9 protein-coding genes and 2 pseudogenes are annotated in these 16942 nt (G+C 72.9%); 7 read left to right on the top strand and 4 right to left on the bottom strand.

Features of this window, described 5'->3' with window-relative positions; translation table 11 throughout:
• Window positions 1-95: 95 nt before the first annotated feature.
• Together B124_RS33105 and B124_RS33100 are read right to left on the bottom strand one after the other, a co-directional pair.
• Window positions 96-2027 carry an OmpL47-type beta-barrel domain-containing protein gene (locus B124_RS33105; protein ID WP_496506715.1) on the bottom strand — a complete coding sequence of 644 codons (1932 nt, stop codon included), beginning with the start codon at window positions 2025-2027 and terminating at the stop codon, window positions 96-98.
• Window positions 2024-4372, bottom strand: a complete 2349-nt coding sequence (locus B124_RS33100) for a ThuA domain-containing protein (protein ID WP_496506714.1) — start codon at window positions 4370-4372, stop codon at window positions 2024-2026. Before B124_RS33100 ends, B124_RS33105 begins: the two co-directional genes overlap by 4 nt.
• A 285-nt stretch (window positions 4373-4657) precedes the next feature.
• Between B124_RS33100 and B124_RS33095 the strand changes: the two genes are divergently transcribed.
• From B124_RS33095 to B124_RS33075, 5 genes and pseudogenes are all read left to right on the top strand, one after another.
• The gene (locus tag B124_RS33095; protein ID WP_496506713.1) at window positions 4658-5662 is read left to right on the top strand and encodes a multicopper oxidase domain-containing protein; all 1005 of its coding nucleotides are present in this window, start codon (window positions 4658-4660) and stop codon (window positions 5660-5662) included.
• Window positions 5663-5768: 106 nt separating this feature from the next.
• Window positions 5769-7091, top strand: coding sequence for a hypothetical protein (locus B124_RS33090; RefSeq protein ID WP_496506712.1), 1323 nt, complete (start codon window positions 5769-5771; stop codon window positions 7089-7091).
• 207 nt (window positions 7092-7298) lie between these two features.
• The gene (locus tag B124_RS33085) at window positions 7299-8270 is read left to right on the top strand and encodes a DUF6454 family protein (RefSeq protein WP_496506711.1); all 972 of its coding nucleotides are present in this window, start codon (window positions 7299-7301) and stop codon (window positions 8268-8270) included.
• A gap of 244 nt (window positions 8271-8514) precedes the next feature.
• Window positions 8515-8769 (top strand): hypothetical protein, encoded by a 255-nt coding sequence (locus B124_RS33080; RefSeq protein ID WP_496506710.1) that lies wholly within the window; start codon window positions 8515-8517, stop codon window positions 8767-8769.
• A 98-nt stretch (window positions 8770-8867) separates the two neighbouring features.
• Window positions 8868-9122: pseudogene (locus B124_RS33075) on the top strand (metal-dependent hydrolase); the annotation flags it as partial.
• A 533-nt stretch (window positions 9123-9655) separates the two neighbouring features.
• Here the strand turns inward: B124_RS33075 and B124_RS33070 are convergent.
• Entirely contained in the window at window positions 9656-11332 is a 1677-nt protein-coding gene (locus tag B124_RS33070) for a glycosyltransferase family 39 protein (RefSeq protein ID WP_496506709.1), read from the bottom strand.
• Window positions 11333-11426: 94 nt separating this feature from the next.
• Here B124_RS33070 and B124_RS33065 point away from each other — a divergent pair, with 94 nt between their 5' ends.
• Entirely contained in the window at window positions 11427-14918 is a 3492-nt protein-coding gene (locus tag B124_RS33065) for an nSTAND1 domain-containing NTPase (protein WP_496506708.1), read from the top strand.
• Window positions 14919-14937: 19 nt separating this feature from the next.
• Here the strand turns inward: B124_RS33065 and B124_RS33060 are convergent.
• Window positions 14938-15600: pseudogene (locus B124_RS33060) on the bottom strand (peptidoglycan recognition protein family protein); the annotation flags it as partial.
• 218 nt (window positions 15601-15818) lie between these two features.
• Between B124_RS33060 and B124_RS33055 the strand changes: the two are divergent.
• Window positions 15819-16382, top strand: a complete 564-nt coding sequence (locus B124_RS33055) for an EF-hand domain-containing protein (RefSeq protein WP_496506707.1) — start codon at window positions 15819-15821, stop codon at window positions 16380-16382.
• Window positions 16383-16942: the final 560 nt, after the last annotated feature.

Here is a 16942-nt window from a genome sequence, read left to right as displayed (position 1 = left end):
GCCCCCTGTTGGAACACCCGCAGAACACCAGGTGGGGGGCGGTGTGTGCCACCGCCCCCCACCGGGACTCGTCACGGTTCAGCCGGCCGTATACGTCACAGCGGCTTGATCCGTATGTCGCGGTACGAGACCACGTCCGTGGTGCTGTGCACCTGCAGGCCGATGTAGCCCTGCGCGTGCTGGCGGCCGTCCGTGCCCGGGTCGTCGCCGCGGGGCGGCTCGAAGACCTGCCCCGGGGAGTTGTCGAACTCGTTGAGGAGGACGCCGTTGCGGTAGATCTCGTAGTGCTGGTCGACCACGCGGATCTCGTAGTCGTTCCACGTGCCCTTCGGGGTCACCCCGGCGGCGCCGTGGTCGACCCGGTCGAAGCCGTAGATGGAGCCCGACTTGTACTGGTCGCCGGCCTCCGAGTCGAAGACCTGCACCTCGTGGCCGTACTTGATCGCCACCCACTCGGGCCGTGACTCGTCCGGGTGGCCGTGCACGTCGGGGAAGCGGACGAAGACGCCGGAGTTGGTGCGTGCGTCACCCGGCGCGTCGTCGCGCCACTGCAGCTTGAGGGAGAAGTCGCCGTACTGGGCCTGCGGATACCACAGCATGCCCAGCCCGCCGACGGCCGTCCCGCTCGTCATCGAGCCGTCGCCGTTGAGGTGGAAGCTGCCGCCGCCGACGTGCTCCCACTTGGAGAAGGAGTTCTCGGTGCCGGTGAAGATCGGCGTGTAGCCGTCGTTCTGGCCCGGCTTGCCGATGCCCGAGTCCCTGGCCGTCTCGCGGATGATCTCGCGCTCCTCGGCGTTGATGACGGCGTCCGCGTACAGCTTGTCGGTGACGTCGCGGACGTGGTCAAGGAACGCCTTCTGCTTGTCCCAGGCCTTCTCGTCCTCGATCAGCTCGTTGATCGTGCAGCCGCTCGCGGTGACGCGGTTAGGCACGTGGGTGTCGTACTCGCCGATGAAGACGATCGGCCGGGAGTCCAGCTCCGGGCAGACGGGGTCGGGGTTGGGGTACTTCTCGACGATCGTGAAGGTGACCGTCCCGACCTCGGAGGAGTTGCCGGCCTTGTCGGTGGCGCGGTAGTTGATCGTGTGCTCGCCGACGGTCTGGACGTGCACCATCCCGGTGTACGTCTGGAAGGCGCCGCCGCCCACCGCGTACTCGACCTTGTCGAGGCCGGAGCCGCCGGTGTCGGCCGCCTCCAGCGTGACCATGGCCATGTCCAGGTACGCGCCGTCGTCGTTCTGCTCACCGCTGACCGAGGCGGTGACCGTGGGCGGCGTCGTGTCCTCGGCCTCGACGACCGAGAGGGTCACCGATTTCTCCTCGGACGTGTTGCCCGCCTTGTCGGTGGCCCGGTATCTGAGGGTGTGCTCGCCGGGAGTGTTGACCACGACCGGCGCCTCGTACGCGGTCCATCCCGTGGCCCCGTCCAGGGCGTAGTCGATGCGGTCGACCCCCGACATGTCGTCGGTGGCGGACAGCTCGACCGTCGCGCTGCCCAGGTACGCGCCGTTGGCGTCCTGCTCGCCGGTGACCTCGGCCGTCGCCTCGGGCGCCGTGGTGTCCGAACCGCCGCCGTCGGTGACGGTGAACTCGCCGGACATCGAGCCGTGGCCGGGAATCGCGCAGAAGTAGCGGTACTTGCCCGGCGTGAGGGTGACCGTCGCCTCCCACTTGCCGCCGTTCGCGTCGTTCGGCGACGCCTGGAGGTTGAGGTTGACGTCGTGGTTGTATCCGTCGGTGAACGTGTCGAACGTGAGCGTGTGCACCATGCCGGTGGTGTTGCCGGTGGCGGCGCTGTTCTCGAAGACGATGGTCGTCTCCCCGGCCACCGCCGTCGTCGGCGCGGAGGTGTACTCCGTGATGCTGTCGCCCGCGGTCCAGGTCAGCGTCTGCACCGCGCTGGTCTCCTCGGGCGCCGCGGCGCCGGCGGCGGGCAGGCTGCCCGGCGCGAGCAGCGCCAGGCAGGCCGCCACCACGGTGATCAGCGCCCGCCGCAGTCCGCCCGCGGCCAGAGCTCGGGATCTCATCGGCTCCCCTTTGCGATCAGGTCCTCGGGCAGCGGCGTCGCCGGCCCGCCCTTGTACGTCACCCGCCACAGGGCGGATGCCGCGTCGGCGTTGAAGAAGCCGCGGCCGTAGTCGAGCACGTAGAGCGCGCCGTCCGGGCCGAACTTCCAGTCCATCAGGTTGCGGATGCCGCCGTTGCCGACCGGGATGATCTTGTCCAGCGACTCGGCGTGCACCGGCAGTCCGCCGTCACCGGCGTTGTCCGGGTCCATGACCACGGCGTGCCGCGGCTGTTCCCCGTCGTAGAAGTCGCCGACGAACCACTTGTCGTCCCAGTACTCCGGCCACTTGACCTCGCTGTCCGAGGAGGCGTCGTAGCGGTAGACGGGGCCGGTCATGGCCGCCTGGCCGCCGCCCTTGAGCCAGGGCAGCCGGTACTGCGCCTCGCCGATGTTGTAGCTGGGCAGCCCGTCCGCGTTGCGCGGGTAGTCGGCGCCGCCGCCCTGGGGCGAGTACCAGATGTTGTTGTCACGGGCCGGCGGGAGGTCCGTCAGGCCGTCGTTGTTGGGCGAGGTGTTCTTGAGGTTGTCGCAGTCGTACCAGTCGAGCGGCTGCGTCGGGTCGGGCAGGTTGCGGTCGCGGTACGGCTGCGAGTTGCCCATGCAGTACGGCCAGCCCTGGTTGCCCGCGCTGGTGATGACGGCGAACGTGTCGTACTTCGCCGGGCCCCAGGTGGTGCTGGGCGAGCCGGCGTCCGGGCCGACCCAGCCGGCGTAGAGCCAGTCGCGTTCGTCGATCTCGATCCGGGCCGGGTTGCGCACGCCCATCACGTAGATCTCCGGCCGTGCCTGGTCGCCGTCGCCCTCGTCGCCGGTGAACAGGTTGCCCTCGGGGATGGTGTACGTGCCGTCGGCCTCGGGGTGGATCCGCAGGATCTTGCCGTTGAGGTTGTTGGTGTTGCCCGCGGTGCGGCGCGCGTCGGCGAAGGACAGGCCGCCGAAGTCGGGCTCCGGGTTGTTGCCGGAGTAGCCGTCGCTGAAGCGCGAGGAGTTGTTGTCACCGGTGGCGATGTACAGGTTGCCCTTGGAGTCCCACTCCATGTCGCCGCCCGCGTGGCAGCAACTGTGCACCTGGACCGGCCAGGACAGCAGCACCTTCTCGGAGGCCGTGTCGAGCTTCTGCGTGGCCTGGTCGATGGTGAAGCGGGAGACCCGCCGCTCGGCCATGTGCGCGTCGCGGTCGAGACCCGAGTGCGGGGTGTAGTGCAGGTACACGTAGCCGTTGGCGGCGAAGTCCGGGTCGAGGGCGATGCCGAGCAGGCCCTCCTCGACCTTGATGAGTTCGTCGCCGCCGCCCTTGTTGCCGAAGACGTCGAGGGTGCCGACCTCGGTCACCTGCTCGGTCTCCGGGTCCCACACGTGGATCGTGCCGGGGCCCTTGCCCATCTCCGGGCTGTTCCAGTCGACGTCGACGGGGGCGCCGGACCAGCGACCGCCGCGCCCGATGTAGTAGACCTTGCCGTCCTCGGCGATCTCGATGCCGTGCGGCTCGCCGATCTGGTCGAGCCGGTCCGGCTGGTTCGGCTGGGTCAGCCGCGTCGCCTCGTAGTTCGCGGTGATGCTCGCCTGGCAGTCGGCCTGCGCCTGGCGGGTGGTCCACAGCAGGGCGCCGCGCAGGTGCGACCGGAGGTCGTCCTCGGCGAAGCCGGCGGCGGTGCCGCCCATGCCGGTGTAGAAGGAACGGCCCCCCTCGTAGTCACGGCACCAGGAGATCGGGTGGTCCGCGCCGTTGGCGGACGGGCCCGGCTCGTACGTGTTCTCGCGGACCCGGGCGACGGTGTGGACGCTGCCGGAGGGGTTGGTCTCCCAGTTGGTCCATACGTCGCTGCGCTGCCACTCCAGCGGCAGGTCCTTCGTGGCCGGGTTCAGCCGGTCGCCGACCTCGACGACGGCTTCCTGCGCGCCGTCGGAGGTGCCGGCGGGGCGGGCGCCGAGCAGGCCCGTGAACCAGTCGGACTCCGGCTCGGAGCGGGCCGCGTCGTTGATGCCGAGGAACCCGCCGCCCGCCTCGATGTAGCGCTGGAACGACTGCTCCTGCATGGTGTTGAGGCGGTCGCTGCCCGGTGACAGGAAGACGACCGCGTTGTACTTGGCCAGGTTCTTGTCGGTGAAGGCCGTGACCTCGTCGGTCGCCGTCACCTCGAACGTCTCGGGCCCCTGGGCACCGATCGCCTCGATGGCCTCGATGCCCGCCCGGGTCACGGCGTGCTGATCGCCGTCCACCCGGTGGAACACGAGTACCGAAGCGTTCGCGCTGCCCGGCGGTTTGCCGGCCGCGAGCGGTCCGCCGTCCGACGGCCCCGCCACGGCCTGGGCTCCTGCCAGGAGCGTTGCCGTCATTGCCACGGCCGATGCGCCGGCCGCCCAGCGTAGGGCGTGTCCCCTGCGTCGCATGGTCCTCCCACCTCGTCCCGGGATGCTGCGGGATAGCTGCGCCGCCGTAGGAAGTTAGACCTCTTTCGGCGAACTGCCAATGCCTACAGTCAGATTTACCTCTAACTTTGTCCTGAGGATGGGCAAAGCTCCGGCAAGCCCTTACCATGAGCGGCTGTCAGGGACGAGTCAGAAACGCGCGAGAAGGCGGGGGCCACCATGCCGCGCAGTGTCTTTTCCAGAAGGTCCTTCACCAGCGGTGCGGCCGCGGCCGCACTGGCGACACCGGTCGCTCTGTCCACCTCGGGAGCGACGGCCACCGGGTCGGACGACAAACCGCAACCCCAGCCTCTCGGCGAGATCAAACGGCTCACGATGTACGCCGAGGCCATGCCGGACGGCCAGCTCGGCTACGGCCTCGAACCCGGCAAGCCCTCCATCCCCGGCCCGCTGCTGGAGATGTACGAGGGCGACAGCCTGATCATCAAGCTGGTGAACAACCACGACGCCGAGGTCAGCCTGCACGCCCACGGCGTCGACTATGACATCGACAACGACGGCACGCCGATGTCGAACAGCGCGGTGCCGCCGGGCGGTTCGCGCGAGTACGTCTGGCACTCGCACACCGCCGGCACCCGCAGCGACGGCACCGTCCAGCCGGGCAGCGCGGGCTACTGGCACTACCACGACCACGCGGTCGGCACCCCGCACGGGTCCGGCGGCGTCAAGCGCGGGCTGTACGGCGGGCTGATCGTCCGCCGGCGCGGCGACAAGCTGCCCGACAGGCAGTTCGTCATCGTCTTCAACGACAACACCATCAACAACATCACCGGCCACGGGCCCGACTTCACGGCCACGCTCGGCGAGCGCTGCGAGGTCATCATGATCACGCACGGCGAGTTCTACCACACGTTCCACCTGCACGGCCACCGCTGGGCGGACAACCGCACCGGCATGCTGGCCAGCGTGGACGACCCGACACCGGTCATCGACAACAAGATCTGCGGACCGGGCGACTCGTTCGGCTTCCAGTTCGTCGCGGGCGAACTGGTCGGCTCGGGGCGGTGGATGTACCACTGCCACGTCCAGAGCCACGCGGACATGGGCATGGCGGGGCTGATCGTGGTGACGAACCCCAACGGCACGGTGGCCGGCGACCACGACGCGAAGGCGATGGACCCCACGCGCGACTCCCCGGCACACGGCAGCCACGACATGAGCTGAGCCGCGAGACCGGCCGGCGGCCCCGCTGGGTGGGGTCGCCGGTCTTCGTATGTCCGCGTGCCCCCGGTCACAGACACGCGGGCACACTCCTGCTATCGTCATGAAAATGATTGTCATTACGAAGACACGGAAGACGCTCGCGGCAGGTGTGGCGGCGGTAGCCCTCGTGCTGGCCGGCGGGTGTGCGGAGAACGACACCGGCGACGGCGCAGCCGGCAGGAAACCCGCGGCCGGCAGCGAGTCCGGGGCCGACGGCGGCGCACCGGCCGGCGCCGACCGGTCCGGCTGGCCCGCCGAGAAGGTTCCGCACGGCGCCCCCGAACTGCGCGCCGTCGTCACCGAACAGGGCTCCGGAGCGGTCCGCGTCCTCGGCCTCGCCGACGGCGGCACGGTGCGCACGCTCGACGTCGAGGGCCAGTCCCGGCCGGTACGCACCGAGGACGGCACCCACGTGCTGCTGCCGCAGGGCGAGCAGGGCGTGACCCACCTCGTGGACGCCGGCATCCGCTGGGAGGACCACGGCGGCCACCGGGACCCGCACCACGAACGCCCCCGCGTCCTCGGCGCCCTTGACGGCGAGTACCCCTCGCACGTCGTGCCGCACGGCGAGCACGTCACCGTCTACGACGACGGCACCGGCAAGGCACAGGTCCTGCACGTCGGCGCGGAGCACGCGAGCACCGACCCCGAGCGGGAGCTGACGGCCGAGGGCCCGCACCACGGGGTGGCCGTGGCCCTGGAGACCGGCGAGATGGTGGTCACCATCCCCGGGAAGACCGAGGAGGACCTGCCCGTGGGCGTACGCGTCCACGACGAGCACAACCGCGAGATCGCCGCCTTCCGCGACTGCCCCGACCTGCACGGCGAACACGCCGTCGACGACGGGCTGCTGCTCTTCGGCTGCCTGGACGGCGTACTCGTGCTGGAGCGCGGCGACGGCGGCAAGTGGACCGCCGACAAGATCCCCAACCCCGCGGGCGGCGGCGAGGAGGAGCACGTCAGCTCGTTCGCCGGGCACAGCGGGGACGCGGTCCTCGGCACCTTCGGCGACGAGGCGATGGCCGCGATCGACCTCGACGAGCGCACGATGCGGCGCGTCGAACTGCCGGCCGCGCGCGCCGCGTACGCCTGGGACCCGTACTGGGACCGGGGCCTCGCGCTCACCGCGGACGGCAGGCTGCACGGCGTCGACCCGAAGGGCGCGGAGGTCGTCGCCTCCTCGAAGGTGACCGAGCCGTTCGAGGTCTCCGCGGACTGGACGAAGAACCAGGCGGCGGTGGCGCCGGGCGAGGAGTCGGTGTACGTGACGGACCCGTTCACCGGGTCGCTGATCGAGGCTGAGGTGGCACGCGACGGGTTCGAGGTGACGCGGACGATGGAGCTGGGCTTCACGCCGTACGCACTGACCGTGCTGGGTATGGCGGACTAGCGGACTGAAGCAGGGGGACAGGGACCACGGCGGCGGGGCATGCGTGGACGGCACGCTGTCCCGTCGCCGTGCCCCGCTGTTCGCCGCAGGATTGCCTCGGCGCCACCCGCGGGCAGGATGACTTGGCCATCATCGGGCGCCGGCCGGCGACGCCGCGGGGAGCACCCCGCCGGGCGGGCCGGCCCGCGAGGGAGAGGATCCATCCACGTGAGGTACGTCAGAACGCTCGGTGTCACCGCCCTGGCCGTGGCCCTGCTCAGCACCGTCGCCGCCTCCGCGGCCCCCGCCGCGCGGCCCGGCGGCGACCACCGGCCCGAGCGCGACGCCCGCGTCGTCGAGGCCGTCGCCAAGCTGGACCGCAGCAGCACCTGGGAGCTGGTCGAGAAGCTGCCGCTGGACTTCGAGACGTACCACCCGCAGGGGATGACCCGCGTCGGCGACCGGCTGTTCCTCTCCAGCGTCGAGATAATCGAGCCGCCCGTGCGCTATCCGGAGCCCGTCGACGGCTACGACCGCAGCCCCGGCCGCGGCGTCGGCCACCTCTTCGTCCTCGACCTGAAGGGCCGGCTGCTGGAGGACGTCACGCTGGGCGAGGGCGACATGTACCACCCCGGCGGCATCGACACCGACGGCCGCTCGGTGTGGGTCCCGGTCGCGGAGTACCGGCCGGACAGCGCGGCCGTCGTCTACCGCGTGGACGCCCGCACGCTGGAGGTGACCGAGGAGTTCCGGGTGGACGACCACGTCGGCGGCGTGGTGCCCGAGCCGCGCACCGGCCAGGTGCACGGCGTCTCGTGGGGCTCGCGGACTCTCTACAGCTGGGACCGGCACGGCCGGCAGCTCCAGCGCCGCACAAACCAGAGCCACTTCGTCGACTACCAGGACTGCGCGTACGCCGACTCCCGCAAGATGCTCTGCACGGGCATCACCGGCTTCAAGAACGCCTCCGGCGCCGACTTCGAGCTGGGCGGCATCGCGACCATCGACCTGCGGACGTTCGACATCGAGCACGAGGTGCCGGTGCAGCTCTGGTCGACCGGCGGGCACGTGGCGACCCGCAACCCCGTGCTCCTGGAAGCACTGGGCGGTGACGGCCTGCGGATGTGGGCGGCCCCGGACGACGGCACCGGCCCCACGGGCACTGAGCTGCTGGTCTACGAAGCCAGGCCCGCGAGCTGACGCCGGCATGCCGGGCACCGCGCCCCTCCCGGTAAGATCCCGGTCGACCGAGGGGGGCCTGCGCGGCCGGGGAGCCGCGCCGGCGGACGAGGGGAACGGGTGGGCGCGGTGCACGGTGAGGGCGCGATACGCGACGGCGATGCCGTAGGCGGGGGCGGAACGGAACGCGGGGGCCGACCCGTACGCATACGGACCAACGGCCGCGGGCCGGCCGGCTGTTCCGCAGCCGCGGAGGTGACCCCCGGTGCCTAGCCGGCCGGCGTTCCTGCGCCCCGTACGCCGCACCCGCGCCGGCGACATCGCCGGCTACGCGGTCGCCGTCGTCGCCCTCGTCGCGGGCGGTGCGGTCTTCACCCGTGGCATCCTCACCTGGACCCGCGGGCCGGTGGTCGCGGTCGCGGCGATCCTCCTGACCGGCTGGGCGGTGGACAAGGTACGCGCCCGGCGGCACCCGGAGGACGACGGCCGGGACGGCGACGGCGAGGGGGAGGACCGGTGAGCTGGGCGGCACATGAGCTGGAGAGCTACATCCTCCACAAGCACACCAAGGTCAGGGTCTCGTACCTGGCGATCCTCCTCGGCTGCTTCCTGCCCGACATGGGCACGAAGGGCACCGTCTACGGCTTCGAGATAGGCAGCTACTCCTTCAAGCCGGAGCACGCCTGGGACTACCACCGCGGCTGGCCGGGCGTCGGCTTCACGCACACCCTGGCGTGGGGCGTGGTGATCGCGCTGGCCGTGCTGCTGATCTTCAAGAGCCGGGAGTGGGCGCTCGGCATCCTGATCGGCGAGTGGGCGCACGTGCTGACCGACTGCTTCGACAGCGTCGGCGTGATGCTCTTCTTCCCCTTCACCGAGCAGCACTACTCGACGGGCATGTGGGCGTACGCGGCGCAGGAGGGCCGCTACGGCGACGCCGCGGCCTACTACGGCAGCCTGGGCCTGGTCTGGGACCTGTTCTGGCTCGCGATGCTCGCGTACAACTACCGCTCGCTGACCGCCAAGTACTTCAAGCAGCACGTCTATCCGGCCGACCCCGCCTGGAGCTGGCTGCGCCACCGCGTCGGCCTGTCCGACCGCTTCCTGCTGGCGCTCTACCACGCCTACTTCCTGTACGGCGCGTGCCGGATATTCGCCTGGACCATCTGGGCGCAGACGTTCGAGGACGCCCCGATGGACTGGAAGTGGGGCGGCCCGTACTGGGTCGACAAGGCGACGGTGGACCATCCGCCGGTGACGGAGTTCCTGTCGAACACCCTGGTGGGGCTGACGGGCCTGGTGGCGTTCTGCTGGGTGGCATGGCTCGCGGTGGGACGGCGGCTGTGGCTGCGGACGCCGCCGTACGCGGAGGTGGAGATCGTCCGCACATCGGTCCCGCGCCCGCGCTACTCCGATGAGAACGACGGGGACGACGGAGCCCGCGAGGACGACGCGGACGACGCGGACGACCGGGACGACGCGGCGTCCCCCGGCGCGGAGCCGGTGCGGCAGAGCCCGGACCGGGCGTAGAGGGAGACGCGCGCGCCCCGGACCGTGCGGGTCGAGCATTCGGTGAAGTGCGCGCGCAGCACGGCGCGTTTGACGGCCTCGGCGGGCGTGGCGTCGAGCGGCTGGCCCGCCGGGTCGCGCAGCACGACGACCCGGTCGGCGGCCAGCAGACGGGCGCGGATGTGCCCGGCGGGCAGCTCCACGCCGTAGAGGGTGCGGGAGTCGGCGGCGGGCGCGGCAAGCGCGAGATCGACGAGCCCGTCGTACGCCCCGGGCGCGCCCTGCAGCCACACGCGCCGCCGGGCGGGCAGGAACAACAGGCCGTCGCCGGGCCGGCCCTGAGCCTCTACGGCGCGGGCGATGGCGGTGACGTCGTCCAGCCGGCTGGCGGGCGTACGCAGATGGAGCGCGGTCGGCAGCAGCGGGGTGAGAACGGCGGCGAGTGCGGCGACGGCCGTCAGGCGTCGCCGCAGGGCCGAGCGCAGCCGCGGCGGCCGGCCGGTGCCGGAGACGCCGGCCCGGCGGTCCGGCTCGTGCGCCCCGGCGCGCAGCGCCCCGTCGAGCGCCGCACCGGCGAGGAGCGCGAGGCCGACGGCGTAGCAGAGGACGTAGCGGTCGACGTAGAGCGGTCGCAGCGGGGTGGCGAGGAGCAGCACGGTGCCGGGGAGGATCACGAGCGGCAGCGCGAGGTACGTAAGGCGCCGGACCGGACGCGGGACGTACCGCGCCAGCGCGAGCCCGAGGAGCACGATCGCGGCGTACTTCAGCAGGGCGGCCGGGCTCGGCGGGCCGATCCAGTCCACCTGCTCCGACTGCCCGGCACCGCGCGCCGCAAGCGGCGCGAGCCCCAGCGCGGCACAGCCCGCGGCCGGCCACCAGCCGCGCCGGACCGCGGGCCCCGCCCGCACCAGCCGCAGGGTCAGCCCGTGGGCGGCCACCGCCAGCACCGCGAACACGTGCAGCCAGCACGCTGCCAGCGCCAGCGCCGCGTAGCCGGTCCAGAACCGGACCCGGCGCTCGTCGGCGGCGCGTACGAACAGCAGGCAGGCCCAGGCGAGGCAGGCGGCCACCAGCGCGTACGAACGCCCCTCCTGCGCGTACCGCTGCACGTCCGGCACCAGCGCGTACACGAGCCCGGCGAGCAGCCCCGCCCGTGGGCCCGCCAGCCGGCGGCCGAGGAGCGCGACACCGGCCGCGGCGGCGGCCGTCGCCAGCACGGAGGGCAGCCGCAGCGCGAGGAGGCCGCCGTCCCAGAGCGCGAAGACGCCGTGCACGAGCAGGTAGTAGAGGCCGTGCACGGCGTCGAAGTGCGCCAGGGTCTGCCACAGCGCGGACGGGTCGCGGTGGGCCATCTCGTACGTGACCGCCTCGTCGCGCCACATCGTGCCCCGCCGGCCGAGGCCCCACAGCCCGAGGACGAGCGCGAGCGCCGCGGGCGCGCCGGCCACCGACCCGAGCGGGGGCAGCGGGACTTCGGTGGTGGCGGCGAGGCGCCGGCCGGGGCGGGCTGAGGACGTGCGGCGGGGGTGCTGCTGAACGGTGGCGATGGCGGCCTCCGGTGACTCGGACGGCATGACTTCCCGGAGTCCACCGGCCGTCCGGTTGATGGGGAGCCCCCATCCGGCGCGCCTATCAATTCGGCTAGCGTGGAACGGGGGTGGGGACGCCATGGGCCGCAGGGAGAAGGCGCTGGATCCGACCGCCGGACCCGTGCAGCGGTTCGCGTACGCGCTGCGCAAGCTCCGCCGCGAGGCCGGCGGGCCGACGTACCGCGAACTGGCCGCACGCGCCGGCTACTCCCCGCCGACCCTCTCCGCCGCCGCGGCCGGCGAGCGGCTGCCGTCGCTGCCGGTGCTGCTGGCGTACGTGGCCGCGTGCGGCGGCGACGCCGCGGAGTGGGAACGGCGCTGGCGGGAGGCCGCGGCCGAGGCCACCGCCGACGCGGCGCGGGCCGCGCCCGACGACCAGGCCCCCTACCGGGGTCTCGCGCGCTACGGCACCGAGGACGCGGAGCTGTTCTTCGGCCGCGACGGACTCGCCGGCGAACTGGCCGCCCTGGTGCACGAGCACCGCTGCACCGCGGTGGTCGGCGCGTCGGGCAGCGGGAAGTCGTCGCTGCTGCGCGCCGGGCTGGTGCCGCGGCTGTCGGCGGCGGCGGGGGTGGCGGCCGTACGGATCCTCACGCCGGGCGGGCATCCGGCGCGTACCCACGCCGACCGGCTGGTCCCCGCGGCCGGCGAGGGCGACACGGTCGTGCTGGTCGACCAGTTCGAGGAGGTCTTCAGCCTGTGCCGGGACCCGGCCGAGCGAGCCGCGTTCCTGGAGCTGCTGTGCGCCGCGGCCGAACCGGACTCGCGGCTGCGGATCGTGCTGGCGGTACGCGCGGACTTCTTCGCCCGGCTGCTGGCCGACCGCCGGCTGGCGGAGGCCGTGCGGCCGGCGACGCTGCCGGTGGGCCCGATGTCGCCCGCGCGCTTACGGGAGGCGGTGGTGGGCCCGGCGGCGGCGGGCAGGCTGGTAGTGGAGCGGGCGCTGACGGCCCGGCTGGTGGCCGACGTCGCCGACGAGCCGGGCGGGCTGCCGCTGCTGTCGCACACGCTGCTGGAGCTGTGGCGCCGCCGGCGCGGACGGACGCTGACGCTGGCGGCGTACGAGGAGATCGGCGGGGTCCAGGGCGCGGTAGCGCACACCGCCGAGGAGGTCTACGCCGCCCTCGGCCCCGGACGCGCCGCCGTCGCGCAGGCCGTGCTCCTGCGGCTCATCGCCCCCGGCGACGGCACCGCCGACACCCGCCGCCCGGCCGAGCGGACCGAGCTGGCGCGCTCGCCGCAGGCCGCGGAGGTGCTCGAACGGCTGCTGCACGCCCGGCTGCTGACGGCGGACGGCACGGCGGTGGAGCTGGCGCACGAGGCGCTGATCACCGGCTGGCCACGGCTCGCGGGCTGGATCGACGCCCACCGCGAACGGCTGCGGCGGCACCGCCGGCTGACGGAGGCGACCGGGGCGTGGGAGGCGCTGGAGCGGGACCCGGGAGCGCTGTACCGGGGGGTGCGGCTGGCGGACGCGCGGGAGGAGTTCGCGGCGGCGGACGCCGATCTCACCCCGCTGGAACGGGAGTTCCTGGACACGAGCGTCGCGGAGGACGAGCGCCGGATAAGGGCCGCGACCCGTACCACCCGGCGGCTGCGGGCGCTGACCGGCTCGCTGGCCGTGCTGCTCTCGCTGGCCGTCGTCGCCGGGCTGCTGGCCTGGCAGCAGAGCCGGGTCAGCGCCCGCCAGCGCGACGAGGCGGAGGCGCGCCGGATCGCCGCGCTCGCCGCGGAGCTGAGCTACGCGCAGCCGCAGACGGCGCTGCGGCTGCGCGTGGCCGCCTGGAAGCTGGCCGACCTGCCGGAGACCCGGGCGGCGCTCGCGACGGCGACGGCGCAGCCGGTGCAGGGGGTGTTCGAGGAGCCGTGGTACGAGGAGAGCGAGGGCGTCTGGTTCCGCTACACCGCCGACCACCGCACGTTCCAGCGCATCGCCCCCGAGGAGACCCGGCGGTGGGACACCGCAACCGGCCGCAGGCTGCCCTCGTACCCGGGCCACGGGCAAGGGCGGGACGGGCTGCGGGAGGTCAGCCCGGACGGCCGCATGGCAGTGATCGACGAGGGGCCGCGGCTGCGGATGTGGGACATCCGCCAGGGGCGCACCGTCGGGGCGCCGTTCGGCCGCTCCGACGCGGGCGAGACGTACTTCTCCCAGGACGGCGACCTGCTGGTGCTCGACGGCTCCGAGTTCGCGACGCACTCCATCCAGGTGTGGGAACCGGGCGGCAGCCTGCTGCTCGGCATACCCGAACGGCGGCAGACGAAGAGGCACCCGACGGCCAGTCCCGACGGCCGGTGGCTGGCGGTGTGCCCGGAGGACGGCAGGCCCGAGGTGTGGGACATCCGCGAACGGCGCAGGCTGCGCACGCAGTTCACCCCTGCCGCGCCCGCCGGGATCTGCGGCTCCGAGGAGATGCAGTTCACCCCGGACAGCCGCGGGCTGGCGTTCACCACGTACGGCGGCGTGCGCACCTGGGACGTCCTCACCGGCCGGGAGCGGCCCCGGCTGGACGGCGAGGAGGTCTTCCACGCCGCCTTCAGCGCGGACGGGTCGTACGCCGCGACATTCGACCGGGCCGCGGAGGAGATCCGGGTGTGGCGCACGGCGGACGCGCGGCAACCGCTGCTGCGGTATCCGCTGGGCGGCACGAGCAGCGAGATCGGCGACCTCGCGCTCGATACGGAGCAGGGCGTGCTGCGCTACACGGAAGGCTCGGTGCCCGGCGGCTACCTGCGCACCCTCTCGCTGACGGGCCCTCTCGGCGGCGACTGGCAGCAGGAGCCGCTGACGGCCGCCGAGTTCGACCCGTCCGGCGACACGCTCGCCACCACCCCGGCGGCCGGCCCGCGAAGGACCGTACAACTGCGGGACGCGGCGACCGGGCGGGTCGGGAAGACACTGCATGACACGAAACTGACGGAGTTGTACGGCACAGAACACACCGTCCGTCCCCGGGACGGCCGGCACGACTACGCCGGACGCCCGCTCGCCGTGTCGCCGGACGGCGGGTGGGCACTCGGCAGCGGGAACAGGCGGATCGACACGCGCTCCGGCCGGATCTCCGCGGGGCTGCACAAGGAGGACCACATCGCCGCGGCGGTCTTCAGCCGGGACGGGCGCTTTCTCGCGGTCGCGGACTTCCTGACGGGCCGGACGACCCTGTGGGACGGCTCCGGCCGGCGGCTCCTGGCCGTGCTGGCGCCGGCCGCCGCGAACCCCCGGCTCATGCGCCCCGGCGGAGACGACTGGTACACCCCCGTGCTCGCCTTCTCCCGTGACGGGCGCACCGTCGCCATGGGCGATACCGACGGCTCGCTGCGGCTGTGGCAGACCGGCTCCCCGGACGACAGGCCCGCCCTGCTGCCGCCGGTCGAGGGACCGGTGCTCGCCTTATCCTTCGCCGCCGGCGACACGGAGCTGCGGGCGGCCACCCCGCACACGCCGTTGCGCCGGCGCACGCTGGAGCCGGAGCACTGGGCCGCCGCGGTCTGCGCCCGCGCCGCCGGCGGCCTCACCCCCGCCCAGTGGCGCAGCCATCTGCCCGATGTCCCCTATCGACGCACCTGTTGACCGCCCGCCCCTCGGATCAGGCCGCGGGAGGCAGCGGGTCAGGGGGTCCGGGGGTTTTCAGCGGGGGGTTGTCCTCCGGCTTGCCCGCCAGGCGCTTTGCGATGCGTTCGCGTAACCCCGGCATGCCGAAGCCGCGCGGGTCTGTCTTCTGGTTCGTCCACTCCTTGTGCCCTATCACCGACGGAGCACGCCACCCGTGCGCCCGGCACAGCGCCGCCGCGGCCCGCTCGGCGGCCTCCAACTGCGCGTCGGGCCACGGGTCCTCGCCGTCGCCGCGGTTGATGCACTCGAAGCCGTAAAACCGGGCGTTGCCGTCCGTGTTCTGCTCGTTGGGCGGCGGGGGGCGTTCTCCGTACCGCTCGGCGATCACCGCGCGCAGCACCTCGTCGTCGCCCGATCCCGCGTGGTTCGCCCGGCCGTGTCCGACGAGGTGGACCCGGCCCCGCTTGTCGATGACGCCGTGGCAGAGCGGGCCGGGCAGGCCGGGCCGGCCGCGGTAGCAGAGGCGGACGCTGCCGTCCGTGCCGGAGGTGGCCGTGTGGTGGAGGATCACGCCGTGCACCGGGCCCCACGGCCCTTTGTGGTTGCGGTTGTTCGTGCGCCATCCGTCGAGCTCGACGACGGTCAGTCCCTCGCGCTTCAGCGCACGCAGGACGACGGAGGCGGACAGTGGATCGGCCATACGAGCAACCCCCCGGTTTTCCCTGGCTGGTGGCGTCGGTCAGCGCCGGCCTTCGGCACCGCCACGCACCCATCGTAAACGTCTCATCACTCTCCGTAAAGGGGTCGGCGCCCCCTCCGTCTCCGGGCTACCGCGCGCCCTCCCGGGCGCCCTGTGGGCCCCCGGCCCACGGCCGTAGCGTCGTGCACCGGCAGCAACCTCGGTGGAGAGGACGGCACGTGGAGGAATCGACGTTCCTGGCGCGGAAGCTCGAGCGGCGCTTTCGCACCTTCGACTCCGACGGCGACGGCTACGTCGACCGCGGCGACTTCGAGCGCTCCGCCCGCCGGCTGGGCGCGGAGTTCGGCCACGGCCCCGACTCGCCGGCGCGGCGCCGGCTGGAGGAGCTGTGCCTCGGGGTGTGGGAACAGCTCGTACAGGCCGCGGACACGGACGGGGACGGGCGGGTCGACCAGGCCGAGTACGCGGCGGCCTTCACCGCCGGGCTGCTGGAGACGCCGGCGGACTTCGACGCGGTGTACGGGGAGTTCCTGGCGGCGATCATGGCGATCGCCGACGAGGACGGCGACGGCGTGCTCGACCGCGAGGAGTACGTGCGCTGGACGGGCGCGCTCATGAACCTCCCGGCGCACGACGCCCGCGAGGTCTTCCGCCGGCTGGACGCCGACGGGGACGACCGCGTCACCACGGCCGACGTGCTCGCGGCCATCAGGGAGTACTACTTCGACGACGACCCCGCCTCGGCAGGGAGCTGGCTGCTGGGTCCGCTCGACCCGGCCTGACCCCCGGAACCGGCCCCAGGCCCGGGGCCCGAGCCCGCGGCCCAGGGCTCGGGCCCCGCCGTCACACCCGTTCCGTACGGGCCGCGGCGCTGCGCCGGGTGACGGAGCGCCGCATCGGCTATGTGGCGGAGGTCTTCGCGGAGTTGGGCTTCACGCCGGCCTAGGCGCGGCTGCGGGCGACGGCCGCGTACACGACGTACCTCGGGCACATCCAGTTGAACCGGGCGGTGCCCGGCCTGCTGCCGTCCGGCGCCGACCGCGACCCGTACCTCAACGCCGTGCTGGACACGCTGCTGCGCCGCGACTGACAGTGATGATGTTCGTGAGCGTCTCCCGGCGGGGTCTGACCCAGCGACTGACTGACCTTGGGTCCTCAACGGGATCTGTCGGCCCTGGCCGGGAGACGCTCGTGTGCATCCACCGAGCGGGCTGGCGTGACTTCATAAGAGCCTGGCCAGAGGCCCCATCACTGTCTTGTCCGCCTGCCCGGCCGGTGGCTGCCGCCCTTGTCGGATCAGGTGAAAGGACGGCGATGTCCACCATCGCACAGCAGACCCGTG

The sequence above is a fragment of the Streptomyces sp. CNP082 genome (assembly GCF_059570535.1).
This window is presented reverse-complemented; position numbering and strand designations above follow the sequence as displayed.

Bases quoted from the DNA above. Each gene is read 5' to 3' on its own strand.
- B124_RS33105 (WP_496506715.1), bottom strand. From the start codon at position 2,027: ATGAGATCCCGAGCTCTGGCCGCGGGCGGACTGCGGCGGGCGCTGATC.
- B124_RS33095 (WP_496506713.1), top strand. From the start codon at position 4,658: ATGCCGCGCAGTGTCTTTTCCAGAAGGTCCTTCACCAGCGGTGCGGCC.
- B124_RS33090 (WP_496506712.1), top strand. From the start codon at position 5,769: ATGATTGTCATTACGAAGACACGGAAGACGCTCGCGGCAGGTGTGGCG.
- B124_RS33070 (WP_496506709.1), bottom strand. From the start codon at position 11,332: ATGCCGTCCGAGTCACCGGAGGCCGCCATCGCCACCGTTCAGCAGCAC.
- B124_RS33065 (WP_496506708.1), top strand. From the start codon at position 11,427: ATGGGCCGCAGGGAGAAGGCGCTGGATCCGACCGCCGGACCCGTGCAG.